8 protein-coding genes are annotated in these 13483 nt (G+C 58.6%); 7 read left to right on the forward strand and 1 reads right to left on the reverse strand.

The annotated features are described in order from the left end of the window. The first annotated feature begins 1 nt into the window (after position 1). From AP428_RS01655 to AP428_RS01685, 7 genes are all read left to right on the forward strand, one after another. On the forward strand, positions 2-901 hold the full coding sequence (locus AP428_RS01655) for a glycosyltransferase family 2 protein (protein WP_233631921.1): 900 nt from the start codon (positions 2-4) through the stop codon (positions 899-901). A gap of 60 nt (positions 902-961) precedes the next feature. Then, the gene (locus AP428_RS01660) at positions 962-1744 is read left to right on the forward strand and encodes an ABC transporter permease (protein ID WP_054927450.1); all 783 of its coding nucleotides are present in this window, start codon (positions 962-964) and stop codon (positions 1742-1744) included. A gap of 10 nt (positions 1745-1754) precedes the next feature. Next, entirely contained in the window at positions 1755-2504 is a 750-nt protein-coding gene (locus AP428_RS01665; RefSeq protein ID WP_012328033.1) for an ABC transporter ATP-binding protein, read from the forward strand. A 17-nt stretch (positions 2505-2521) separates the two neighbouring features. Then, complete coding sequence (locus AP428_RS01670; protein WP_054927451.1) at positions 2522-4399, forward strand: glycosyltransferase family 2 protein; 1878 nt, start codon at positions 2522-2524, stop codon at positions 4397-4399. Positions 4400-4485: 86 nt separating this feature from the next. Further along, positions 4486-5919, forward strand: coding sequence for a mannose-1-phosphate guanylyltransferase/mannose-6-phosphate isomerase (locus AP428_RS01675; protein WP_054927452.1), 1434 nt, complete (start codon positions 4486-4488; stop codon positions 5917-5919). A gap of 147 nt (positions 5920-6066) precedes the next feature. After that, the gene (locus AP428_RS01680) at positions 6067-9435 is read left to right on the forward strand and encodes a class I SAM-dependent methyltransferase (protein ID WP_197285581.1); all 3369 of its coding nucleotides are present in this window, start codon (positions 6067-6069) and stop codon (positions 9433-9435) included. Beyond that, complete coding sequence (locus AP428_RS01685; protein ID WP_082409272.1) at positions 9432-11729, forward strand: glycosyltransferase family 2 protein; 2298 nt, start codon at positions 9432-9434, stop codon at positions 11727-11729. Before AP428_RS01680 ends, AP428_RS01685 begins: the two co-directional genes overlap by 4 nt. Before the next feature lie 162 nt (positions 11730-11891). Here AP428_RS01685 and AP428_RS01690 read toward each other — a convergent pair whose 3' ends face one another. After that, positions 11892-13148: a sulfotransferase family protein gene (locus AP428_RS01690; RefSeq protein ID WP_054927455.1), complete on the reverse strand. Its 1257-nt coding sequence runs from the start codon at positions 13146-13148 to the stop codon at positions 11892-11894. Positions 13149-13483: the final 335 nt, after the last annotated feature.

Below are 13483 nucleotides of genomic sequence, written 5' to 3' on the forward strand. Positions count from 1 at the left end.
CTTGAATCAGAATTCCGGGGTTCAGGAGCAGACCGGTGTCGTGATTGTGTTCTACCGGCCGGATAGCGGTTGCGTAGTCCGTGCGAACCGGCTCGCCAAAGTATGGCCATGCGTGGTGGTGGATAACACGGAGAGCATCAGTGCGCCGGAAGCGCTCGGGCTCGACGCGCGTATCGACTATGTCGCGAACGGCGCCAATCTTGGCATCGCGACGGCGCTCAACCAGGGCATCGAACGGCTGGCCGCGGCGAACTGTACGTCGGTATTGCTGTTCGATCAGGATAGCGAGCCGTCAGACGAATTGCTGGTCGAACTGCCTCGGACAATGGCGGCCGAGCGCATGCGTAATCGTCGCGTGGCGCTCGTCGGCCCCGCGTACGAGGATGCGCGATTGGGCGGCGTCGCGCCGTTCGTCCGCTTCGGGTACGTGAAGCTGCGCCGGGTTCAGCCGGACGGTGTGCAACCGGTCGAGGTCGACTTTCTGATTACGTCGGGATCGTGCGTGAATCTGGCTGTATGGCGCGACATCGGCCCGATGGACGATTCGCTGTTCATCGACTTCGTCGACCTCGAATGGTGTGTCCGCGCGCGCTCGAAGGGGTATTCGGTGCTCGGCGCGCCGGCGTTGCGGTTGAAGCATGAACTGGGCGGCGAGCCGGTGAAGGTGTTCGGGCGGAGTTACCCGGGGCACAGCGCGGTTCGGCACTACTATCTGTTCCGCAACGCGATCGCGCTGATCCGGCGTTCCTACGTACCCTGGAGCTGGAAGTCGACCGAACTGGTCAAGATGCCGGTCCGGCTTGCGATCTACGCGTTGTTCATGCAGCCTCGCGTGGCGCACCTGCGGCTCTCATTGCTCGGCATCTGGCATGGACTGACCGGGCGCTCGGGGGAGCTGTAATCCATCGATTACGGCAGGTTCCAGGATTTGTCGTCTAACTACTTATTGTTGAAGAATCGCATGCTCACTGTCGCAATTGCAGACCTTAAACAAAGCATCGTGTCCTGGCGGTTATGGACGCTGCTAGGCTGGCTGGAAATCCGGCAGCGCTATGCGCGCTCGCGGGTCGGCCCGTTCTGGCTGACGATCAGCATGGGCGTCATGATCGGGTCGTTGGGCGTCGTCTACGGTACGCTTTTCGGCCAAGACATGCACGCGTATCTGCCGTTCCTGGCAGCGAGTCTTGTGATGTGGGGGCTGCTTTCGCAGACGATTCAGGACGGTAGCGTTGCCTATATCAACAGCGCGTCATACATCAGGCAAATGGCAACCCCAAAGCTGATCTACATGCTGCAGGTGGTGTGGCGAAACCTGATTGTGATGACTCACAACGCCGTGATCATCGTCGTGCTCCTCGCGGTGTTCGGTGTGAAGAGCTGGGAAACTCTGCCATTGTTTATCCCCGGCCTGCTGCTGTACATCCTGAACATTCTCTGGATTGCGATGACGGTTGGTTTGCTGTCTGCACGCTTTCGCGATCTTCCCCAGATCATTTCGGCATTGCTGCAGGTGGCGTTCTACGTGACGCCGATTATCTTTCGTCCCAACGCATTGAACCGCTATACCTTCATCGTCGAGTGGAATCCGCTTGCCTATCTGATCGATGTCGTACGTGGTCCGCTGATCGGGCAGGCGCCGAGTGCGCTGACATGGGGGGTCACGGCCGGTATGGCCGTGGCAGGCTGGATTGTCGCGTTGTGGCTGACCGGTCGTTATGTGAAACGTATCCCGTACTGGGTTTGAGGAGCACGTCGTGGCCTATATCGATTTGAAGAACGTGACGCTCGATTTGCCGATCTATGACGTGCAGGGACGCTCGCTGAAGAAGCAGGTCATGCGCATGGGACGACGCAATCGCATTGCCGAGGGCAGTGATGGCGTAATCGTCGTGCGCGCGCTTGACGACGTCAACGTTCGCTTCGAGCGTGGCGATCGCATTGGACTGATCGGGCACAACGGCGCGGGAAAGTCGACGCTGTTGCGTGTGATGGCGGGCATTTACCCGCCGACAGCCGGCACCGTGTCGCGCAGCGGCAAGGCCGTACCGTTGCTGGATATCAGCCTCGGCATGGATGAAAATTCCACCGGTATGCAGAATATTCGTCTGAGGGGTCTGCTACTCGGGATGTCCGACGCCGAAATCCGCAAGAAACAACAGGATATCGCTGAGTTCTGTGAACTCGGAGACTATCTTGATTTGCCGATTCGTACCTATTCCAGCGGCATGCGGGTTCGCCTTGCATTCGCCGTGTCCACCGCAGTCGATGCGGAAATCCTGTTGCTCGACGAAGTGATGGGCGTGGGCGACGCATCGTTCATGCACAAGGCGGAGGCGCGCTTGGCGGATCTGCATAGTCGTGCCGAGATTGTCGTCCTAGCCATGCATTCCAACAGCGAAATCCGCAAGGTCTGCAACAAGGCGCTGTGGATGGAGCGGGGCCGGATTCGCGCATTCGGCCCGGCCGATGAGGTCGTGTCGCAGTACGAGGCGGCAGTAGCCTGAGTCTCGCCGTTATCCAGATGACATTGTCAAAAATCAGTTCGCTCGTAGGCCGGATCACCGGTGGCAGGAATCTTGGCGCCCTGTTGCGGCAGGGCTATGCCGTCTATCGGCGTGAAGGTTGGGGCGGCGTCAGACGCAAGCTGACGTGGATGATGGCCGGAGCACCTGGGGCGATCGATCCTGAGGATTACGCGAACTGGATAAGTCGACACGATCGGATCGACGACGCAATGCGCGAGGCAATCGCGCGTCGCATCAGCGAGCTTGCAAAAGCACCGCTGATTTCGGTCGTGATGCCGGTCTACAATCCGCGTCCCGAATGGCTGGCGGAAGCGATTGAATCGGTGCGGAGCCAGCTCTATCCTCATTGGGAACTGTGCATCGCCGACGATCGCTCGCCGAACCCGGCGATTCGTCCGCTACTCGAGCGTTATGCCGCATTGGACTCGCGGATCAAGGTGGTATTCCGCGAAACGAACGGCCATATTTCCGCTGCATCGAACAGCGCGCTCGGTCTGGTAACCGGGGAGTGGGTTGCCTTGCTGGATCACGACGATCTTTTGCCGGAGCATGCGCTGTACTGCGTGGCGGATACGATCGAGCGAAATCCGTCAATTCGTCTGATTTATTCGGATGAGGACAAGATCGACGAGGCCGGCAAACGTAGGGATCCGTATTTCAAATGCCAGTGGAACCCCGAGCTGTTTCATTCGCACAATATGTTCAGCCACCTCGGGGTCTACGAGAAAGCACTGCTGGACGAGGTCGGCGGGTTTCGCATCGGCTATGAAGGGTCGCAGGACTACGATCTCGCACTGCGTTGCATCGAGCGCGTCGACGCGAGCGCCATTTGTCATATTCCTCGTGTGCTGTATCACTGGCGTATTCATTCGACCAGCACGTCAAGCGGCGTTGAAGCCAAGCCCTATGCGGCGCTGGTTGGCGAAAAGTCCATCAATGAGCATTTCGGTCGGCTGAAGGCTGCAGCGCATGCCGAATACATCGGATATGGCTATCGCGTTCGGCATGCACTGCCGGCCCAGCTGCCGCTCATTACGCTGATTATTCCGACCCGGAATGCAGTGCACCTGATGCGTCAATGCATCGGTAGCATTCTCGCGCGTACGATTTACGAAAATTACGAGATCCTGATCGTTGACAACGGCTCGGATGACGCGGAAGCACTGCTTTATTTGGAGTCTCTCGTTCAGGATCCTAGAATTCGGGTCTTGAGGGACGATCGACCGTTCAATTACTCGGCGCTGAACAACGCTGCGGTAGCGGCTGCCAACGGCGAGTTTGTTTGTTTGCTCAACAACGACGTCGAAGTCATTTCTCCTGACTGGTTGTCCGACATGGTCGGCCTGGCGCTGCAGCCCGGAGTGGGGGCAGTCGGTGCAAAATTGCTGTATCCGAACGACACCGTGCAGCATGCAGGTCTTGTGTTGGGAATCGTGGGCGTCGCTGGCAATGCGCATAAGCACGTTCCGCGGACGACGCGTGGGTACTTCGGGCGTGCCGGTCTCGTCAGCGCATTCTCTGCGGTGACGGCTGCATGCATGCTGGTGCGCACGTCTATCTACCGGGAAGTCGAGGGGCTGGACGAAAAAAATCTGGCCGTGGCCTACAACGATGTCGATTTCTGCTTGCGCGTCCGCGAGGCGGGCTACCGGAACGTATGGACGCCATTTGCCGAGCTGTATCACCACGAGTCAGCGACACGCGGCCCGGAAACCGATCCATCCAACCAACTGCGATTCCAGCGTGAAACCGCGTACATGATGGGGCGTTGGGGCCAGATGTTGCTGGACGATCCGTGTTACAGCCCGAACCTTACCCTCGATCGTGAGGATTTCAGTCTCGCGTGGCCCCCCAGAGTGGCACCGCTTGCTTAGGTGTCTTGCGAAAACTGATGGCAGTGGTGCACGAAGTGAACTGTCGAACAGATCATTGAGGAAGCACCGGAGAGAATGGAGTTGACGTGAACATCTATCCTGTCGTTTTGTGCGGAGGGAGCGGCACCCGCTTGTGGCCCATGTCGCGCGGCGGATATCCGAAGCAGTACTTGCGGCTGACGGGGAAGCACACACTCGTCCAGCAAACGGTACGCCGACTGGCCGGCATGGCGGACGTGGCCGAGCCGATTGTCGTCGCAAACCAGGATCAGCGCTTTCTGGTCGCCGACCAGTTGCAGGGCATCGGTGTCAAACCGCAGGCTATCGTTCTGGAGCCGATGAAGCGCAATACGGCGCCGGCGGTTGCGGCCGCCGCGCTGATCGCTATCGAGCGCTCGCCGGATGCATTGCTGATGGTCTTGCCGTCGGACCACGTCATTCTTGACACTGCCGTGTTTTCGGAGCTCGCATCGTCGGCAGCCGATATCGCGCGAGAAGGGTATCTCGTGACTTTCGGAATCGAGCCGACGAGCCCTCATACCGGCTACGGTTATATCCGCAGTGGCGCTGCGTTGGACGAAATCGGTCGAGCGTACCGCGTCGACGGATTCACGGAGAAGCCCGATGCCGAAACGGCGGGGCGCTTCCTGGACCAAGGCGGGTATTACTGGAACAGCGGCATGTTCATGCTCAAGGCGTCGGCCTATCTGGAAGATTTGGCCCGCTATACCCCGACGGTACTGGAAAATATCGAGCAAGCGGTTGCGCAGGCCCGGCGGGATGAGGACTTCATACGTTTGGACGCGCAAGCGTTTGCCCCGTGTCCCGATATCTCCATCGATTATGCCGTGATGGAAAAGACGAGCCGCGCGGCGATGGTTGTTGCATCGGGCATGGGCTGGAGCGATATCGGCTCGTGGTCTGCGCTCGCCGACATCACCGAGAAAGACACCGACGGCAATGCATTGTCGGGCGATGTGATGGCAGAAGACGTGACGGGCAGCTATATCCGGGCGGACCATCGGATGGTTGCCGCCATCGGGCTGAAGGACACGATCGTCGTTGAAACGGCGGACGCGGTACTCGTTGCTCATCGGAGCCAGACCGAGCGCGTGAAGACGATTGTCGAGCGCTTGAATGCGTCGGGCCGGCACGAATCCGTGACGCATCGCAAGGTTGTGCGTCCATGGGGTACTTACGAAAGCATCGATCACGGCGAGCGATTCCAGGTGAAACGAATCATCGTGAACCCCGGATCGTCCCTTAGTCTGCAGATGCATCATCATCGCGCCGAGCACTGGATTGTCGTACGCGGCACGGCGCGAGTGATGAACGACGGGCGCGAGTTGCTGTTGACGGAAAATCAGTCGACCTATATTCCGCTCGGTGCGAAGCATCGGCTGGAGAACCCGGGCAAGATCCCGCTTGAACTGATCGAGGTTCAATCGGGCGCCTATTTGAGCGAGGATGACATCGTGCGCTTTGAGGACAACTACGGACGTGACGTCAAGCCGATATAAGCGCGCGTGCTGCGTCGTGAGAGCTGCTTAGCGCGGCCTGACGGAGCTGGATAAGAAATGCGTTGTAGCGGTTTGCGTCGGATTCGCCTGAACACAGGATCGATTGCTGGCGGGGGCGGCACAGTCATCCGACTACGAAGGAATCAAGTGGAAAATACAACTGGTCAATATTTGCTTCCCGAAATTATCGAGGCCTTGGGCATCGACGGGGAGCTGTTCTGGGAGCCCCGCCGGCTTGTTTCTCCGGGTGCATGGGCGGGGCACATCGCAACCGCATTCTGGCTCGTGAAAGCGGTACAGCCACGGGTGCTGGTGGAGTTGGGCACTCACAGCGGCAATTCCTATTCGGCGTTCTGTCAGGCAGTATCTCAGTACGGGTTATCGACGCGCTGCTTTGCCGTCGATACGTGGCAGGGAGACGAGCATGCCGGCCAGTACGACGAGGATGTATTCGAGAGCATATCCAAGTTCAACGACCTTCACTACGCGGGGTTCTCGAAGCTCCTCAGAATGACGTTCGACGAGGCGAGGGCATACTTTCCGACTCGTCCGCAAGGAGAGATCGATCTGCTCCATATCGACGGCTTGCATACCTACGAGGCGGTTAAGCACGATTTCGATACATGGTTCGACGCTCTCTCGGATCAAGCAGTTGTCCTGTTTCACGATATCAACGTGCGCGAGCGAGGGTTCGGAGTCTGGCAGCTTTGGCAGGAACTGTCGGCCAAGTACCCGTCGTTCGAGTTCGACAACTCCGAGGGGCTTGGCGTGCTTTGTATTGGGGCCGAGAGTGCACCGTTAATTGCCAAACTGATGGCGCTCGGTGACGATCCGGCAGCTGCATCGACGATTCGGGCAATGTTCGCGGCGCGCGGCGAGGCATTTCGCCGTCATGTTCAGGCAGTTGATCTCGACAGGCATGCCAATAACCTGAGTGGCGAGATCGTGCGGCTCTCGCATGAAGCGCAGTCTGCCAAGGCCGGATTCGATGAGCGTATCGGCGCACTTGCGTCGGAGCTGGCACAGGAGCGGGCGGTTCGACAGACGCTTGAATCAGGCGCCGAGGATGCAGTTGCCGCTCAAGAGGCCCTCCGTCAACGCATCGTTGTGCTTGAGGCAGATCTGGCGCGGGCACGGGAAGAGCAATCGATCCACGCGGCAAGCAAGGCAGAGTGCGCGCGTCTCTCTTCCGAAGTCGAGCGGCTGGAAGTGAAACTTTCCCAGCAACGCAGCGAGTATGAAGAACAGCTGCACAGATTGATGGAGAGCGAGCTTCGCGAACGCGATCAGATCGTTCAATCGTTTCGGAACTCCACATCCTGGCGAGTGACGGCACCGATGCGTGCCGTGATTACGCGGCTTCGCGGCTCGGGAGCGGTGAAGCCGCTGGCGCTTTCAGCCGCCGGTGCGTCCGGTCCCGGTGGATCGTTGACGACGGCCCCGGGGTCTTCCAACGCCGCTCTGGGAACCGATGCGAAAGCGGCGATGCGCGCCGGATTCAAGGTTCGTTTCGACGCGTTCCTGACCTCGAGCGGAATGCTGCGATTCAAACGGCATGCCGAGCCCGACGTCAGCATTTTGCTGATCTTCTATAACAGCGTCGAGTTGAGCTATGCATGTTTGGCATCGATTGCCGAAGTGCTGAGCGATAGCGCGATCAAGGCGGAAGTTATCATCCTTGACAATGCATCGACCGATGCAACGTCCCGACTGCTCGACCGTATCGAAGGTGCAACAATCATCCGCAGCAAGGAGAACTTGCACTTCCTGAAAGGCACGAACCAGGCGGCGAAGGAGGCGCGCGGCAAGTATTTGCTGTTCCTCAACAACGATGCACTTCTAATGGCGGGCTCGCTGGAGGCAGCGATTGCGCTTTGCGAGGCGGAAGGCGATATCGGTGCTGTCGGAGGACGCATCATCCTGCCCGACGGATTACTTCAGGAGGCTGGATCCGTAGTCTGGCAAAACGGTGCATGCACGGGCTATGGCCGAGGTGCCGCACCTGATGGTGCGGAATACATGTTCCGCCGCGATGTCGACTATTGCTCCGGGGCGTTCCTGTTGACCCCGCGCCAATTGTTCGAAAGCCTGAATGCGTTCGACGAACGCTATGCGCCTGCCTACTACGAGGAAACAGACTATTGCCTGCGATTGTGGGAGTCAGGGCACCGCGTGGTGTTCGATCCAGACGTCGTGATCATGCATTACGAATTCGGCAGTGCATCGACCAGTGCCCAGGCTTTACAACTGCAACAACGAAACCACGCGATATTCCGCGAGCGGCACGCGGGCTGGCTCCGGGAGCAGCAGGAGGCGGCACCGGACAAGATTCTGTGGGCACGTGCAGCTCGCAGCAACCGGAAGAAACTTCTCTTTATCGAGGACCGTGTCCCGCATGAAAGCCTGGGATCGGGGTACCCGCGCGCGCTGGAACTTCTGTGCGCGCTGGAAAAGGCGGGAGCAGACATCACGCTTTTCCCGATGTTCCGCCACGACGAGAGCTGGCCAGCCATCCGGCGCACGGTTCCGGCTTCAGTGGAGGTAATGCGTGACCATTCCGCGCGCGAGCTTCCGCGATTTCTTAAGGAGCGGGCAGGCTACTACGACGCAATCGTGGTTTGCCGTCCGCACAATATGGAAGCGTTTCTCGGGGCAACCAACGGCGGCAAGTCACCGTGGGTGAGCGACACGGCTATCATTTACGACGCAGAATCGTTGTTCTCGTCGCGAGTACTGCTGGAGCGAAAGTTGTCCGGCGAGACCGTGTCGTCAGACGAAGCACGCAAGATGATTGCAGACGAAATTGCGTTGACCCGTCCGGCCAAGGCGATCATTTCCGTGTCCGAAGCCGAGAAGCGTCAATTCGAATCGCATGGCGTGGGACCCGTCTACGTGCTCGGCCATGCGGTCGAGCCGACGCCGACGCCGCGTGCGTTCGCGCAACGTTCCGATTTCCTGTTCGTCGGTGGGATTCACGACGACAAATCGCCCAATGCCGATTCGCTGCGCTGGTTCGTCACGCAAATCTGGCCGAGGATTCTCGAGAAACTTGGTGCCGATCTTAAGCTCCACGTCGTCGGCTACAACCGGGCAGCCAGTGTTTTCGCATTGAAGGATCGATCGGTACACCTAGTCGGCCGAGTCGATGAACTCGAGCCATGGTACGACGCTGCACGAGTCGTCATTGCCCCGACTCGAATCGCCGCAGGCATCCCGCTAAAGGCGCATAGTGCCGCATCGTATGGTGTTCCAATGGTGACCACCCGATTGATTGCCGAACAACTCGGGTGGGAGTCCGGTGTGCACCTGCTAGCCGAGGATGATGCCGATGCATATGCCGACGCATGTGTGCGCTTGTATAGCGACGAGGTGTTGTGGAACGCCGTACGGGCGAACGCGCTTGAGCGTGTCGCAGTCGATTGTTCAACGCTGCGATTCGATCAGACGGTAAGCGACCTGTTTGTGCAAATTCCCGGCGGCGATAGTCTGTCCCGCAACTCGTCAACTCAAAAATGACTCATATGATCGAGCCGACGCTCAACCCCGCGAATGATTTGACGCCTGACGGGCCGTGGTGGGTTGCCACCGGGGCGGATCCTTATTTTCTGCTTGATTTCGGTAATGCTCGAATCTCGGCAGGGTGGAACCTTGTCACGCTTGAGGTCGAACTCGAGAGCGGGATTCTTGCGCCGACGTTCTATTTCAATGCCGGAGCCGGTTTTTCACAGGAGCTTGCGCAGGCGCTGCCCGCAGCGTCGTTGTCGTCTCAGGGTGCGATGGTCGTATTCCCGGCGAATGTACAGGCGATTCGCCTGGATCCGATGAGTTGCCCCGGACGTTTCAGGATCAAGCGGTTCTCGATTCAACCCATGTCAAGGCTTTCGCTGGCGTGGCGTCGCATGAAGCCGGTGATCCGTGTGCTGCGCGATAAGCCCGCGTTGGTTTTCCCGTATGCCGTGCAAGCCATGCGGCTAGTCAAGGCGCGTGGCGTCGTTGGCGCGCTGCGGCATGCCCTCAGGGATCGCACGATCGATACCTTGGCGGGCCAGTCAGGCAACGAGTATGGTGATTGGGTGACACGCTACGATACGTTGTCGCAGGATGACGTATCCGGGATCGCTGCTCATATCCAGCGCCTGGCGTATCGTCCGCTCATTTCCGTACTGGTTCCGCTCTACAACACGCCCGAACCGTTCCTGATCCGATGTATCGAGTCGGTCCGCGAGCAACTCTACGATCACTGGGAGCTGTGCCTCGTCGACGATGCGTCGCCGCAACCGCACGTGCAGCGGATTTGCGAACGATATGCAGCGCAGGATTCAAGAATCCGATATATGCGGCGCGAGACGAACGGACATATTGCCGAAGCCACCAATTCGGCGTTGTCGCTTGCGACAGGCGAGTTCAGCGCGCTGCTCGATCATGATGACGAGCTAGCCGCGCATGCCTTGTATATGGTCGTGGTGGAACTGAACAAGCAGCCCGATCTCGACATGCTCTACTCGGATGAAGACAAGATCGACGAGCAGGGCAAGCGCTACGAGCCGTGGTTCAAGTCGGACTGGAACTACGATCTGATGCTGTCGCAGAACGCGGTGGTGCATCTGGCGGTATACCGCACGTCGATACTGCGGGAGATCGGCGGTTTCCGGAGTGCGTTCAACGGTAGCCAGGATTACGACGTGACACTTCGCTTCAGCGAGCAAACGACGCCGGAGCGCATCAGGCATATTCCGTTCATTCTTTACCACTGGCGGGCAATCAGTGGTTCTGTCGCGCTTGCCACGACCGAGAAGCTGTATCCGTATGAGGCCGCGGAGCGTGCGATTCGCGAGCATCTTGAGCGAACCGGCCGGAGTGCGACGGTGAAACGTCAGCCGCATCTCGGCTACTACCAGGTTACGTGGCCGGTTCCTGCACCTGAGCCGAAGGTCGCGATCATCATTCCGACGAAGGACAAGGTAGAACTGCTGCGTGTTGCCGTCGACTCGATTCTCGAAAAAACGACCTACGAGAACTATGAAATCGTCATCGTGAACAATCGCAGCGTCGAAGCGAGCACGATGGAGTATTTCGCGCAGGTGCAGCAATCGCCGAAGGTGCGTTTGCTCGACTACGACAAGCCGTACAGTTTTGCCGCGCTGAATAATTGGGCCGTGACCCAGACGGATGCGCCGTTGGTCGCCTTCGTGAACAACGACATTGAAGTGATCGAACCGAACTGGTTGCGGGAAATGGTCGGGCACGCGTTGCGCCCCGAAGTCGGCTCCGTTGGTGCCAAGCTGCTTTATCCGAACGGGACGATCCAACACAGTGGCGTGGTCGTGGGTATCGGCGGCCTTGCGGGGCATCCGCATGTCGGAGAGCCAGGCGAAACGTTCGGCTATTTCGGTCGTGCAGCGTGCACTCAACGGTACTCGGCAGTAACGGCCGCGTGCGTGGTGATGCGTCGCGAAGTCTTTCTCGAAGTCTCGGGTTTTGACGAGGTCAATTTCGCGGTGGCGTTCAATGACGTGGATCTTGGCATGCGTCTGGGACAGGCGGGTTACGCGAATGTATGGACGCCGCGTGCATTGCTTTTCCATCACGAATCGGCGAGCCTCGGACTGCCGACAAACGAAGATCGCCGTCGGCAGTTCCTTGAGGAATGCGACAATTTTCGCAGAATCTGGGCGGATGTCATCAGGAACGATCCGTTCTATAACCCGAATCTGACCATAAGCGGTGGCGATTTTCGTCCCAATTTCCCGCCGCGCGTGCGCAAGCCGTGGGTCGAGCAGAAGGATCTGAGCGAGGATATGGCGGCGTAGTGCCATGCGTGATGGCTGCTTGTTTCGCGGGGCTTTCCGGTCAGGGGATGCGTGCAATGTTGCACTATCGGCGCAACGGGCATGGGCGGAGATATGGCGGCCCGCATTCACTAGAAAGGAATGCGAGGCCTGACGAGTCAGGCGAGTTGTATCTTTGCCCGGTCAGGCTCTCTTCAGCAAGCGTTTGACCGCACGCAGTGGTGATGTTATCCGCCAGCTTTTCGACGTCAAGATTTCGATCTGTGATCTACGTAAATCATCGAGTTCTGCGCTGGCGGTCGTCATTTTCGATTCCGTGTCGGCGAGCGCCGCATGGGTCAAGCGCAGTTGCGCCGCGAGTTCTTCCTGTCTGTTAAACGCATCGTCACGCTCGCTGTGGGCGCTTTGCAGTGCTTGGGACCATGCTTGCTGCTGCTGCTCCAATGCGTGAATTGTTTCGTTAAGCGAAGCAATTGTTGCATGCAATGTGTCGGTTGCGCGCTGGTGATCGTGAAGTGCAGCGTCGCTTGCTTTCTCGGACGCTTGTGCCTGGTGGAACTGCCGGTCGAGCTGCCATTCATATCTTAAAAGTGGCGAGATGTCGTCAAGATAAGTGCGCGCGTCTCTGGCGGCAGAGGACAGCAACGTGTTGTCGGCCGGAAGTCTGCATCGTACCGATTCATCGAGTGCGGCGAAAAGCGCCTTGACCTGGCGAGGCGCGGAGTGAAGCAGATTGAGGTCTTCCGCAGCAAATCTGGTGTGCCTGAGGTCGCCGTCGATGAATTCACGGGCGAATGTTGCAGCCTCGGACTCGATTAGCTGCAATCCCAGTTCGGATGAGATTCTCGTCAATTCCGCTTGGGGTGCATCCAGCAGCGCATCATAGCTCATGAGTGTCCGCGTGCTGCCGAAGCTCATCTCGAGTGCGGAAAGAGTGTGAGCGAGCCAAAGGATGTGCGATTTTTCTTCGGCAAATTGGTCGCGCTCCAGGAGCGAGCGTGCAACGCTGATTGGATTGCGAATGGCAATGACGTATACGACGCGGATTTGCAAGCCAGCGAGGACGGGTTGCCAGAACCAAGACAGGCGGGCAATGCGCGGATCCTTGAGCGCAAAAGTCTTGCCACCGCATTTTGCGCGAATCATGGCCGCGGCTTTGACACGGAGCTCGTCGAGTCGGTGCATATCGATCGCGTTCGAGTCGATCGGTGCCATGGTGTCCCAGTCGAAGCCGGCGGCGTGCATGACATCGATGTTGATCTGGTTGACGTCGATATCTTCGAAAAATCCCTTGTCGTTGTTTCCCGCTGCCGCAGGCATGAGTCTCGAGCCGAGATTGGCGCCGAGCGTTTCCATCGCGCGCGTGAGAACGCTTGTTCCGCTACGGTGCATGCCCAAGACCACGATCAAGGTCGGAGTCACGGACGAGGAGTTGAGCATAGAGTGAAACGGACCTATCTATTGAGGGGGGCGTTGCGTTGTCGCTTCCGTAACTGGTGCCGTGGTTCGATGTCGGCAAGGCTGTGCTCAGGCGGCTCTGATGAGCTCCGCGCGGGCATTCCAGGCACAGTTGCACGGTATCCAATGGCTGGCATGTTGAGCCGTGGGTACATTCTAAGCAGACACGGAATGCAGGTACGACTTGAGTACGGTAATTTCAGGGCAAGCCGTTACCATGTGTTACCTGCGAGCAGCATTGACTCGTCGAAGGCCGAATCGTTCCGGCTGGGTCAAAACTGCCTAGCTTAGTGTACGGAGAGGGCATAGTATGCGGT

The organism is Burkholderia sp. E168m22 (genome assembly GCF_001319805.1).
In the GTDB taxonomy this organism is placed as follows: Bacteria; Pseudomonadota; Gammaproteobacteria; order Burkholderiales; family Burkholderiaceae; genus Burkholderia; species Burkholderia orbicola.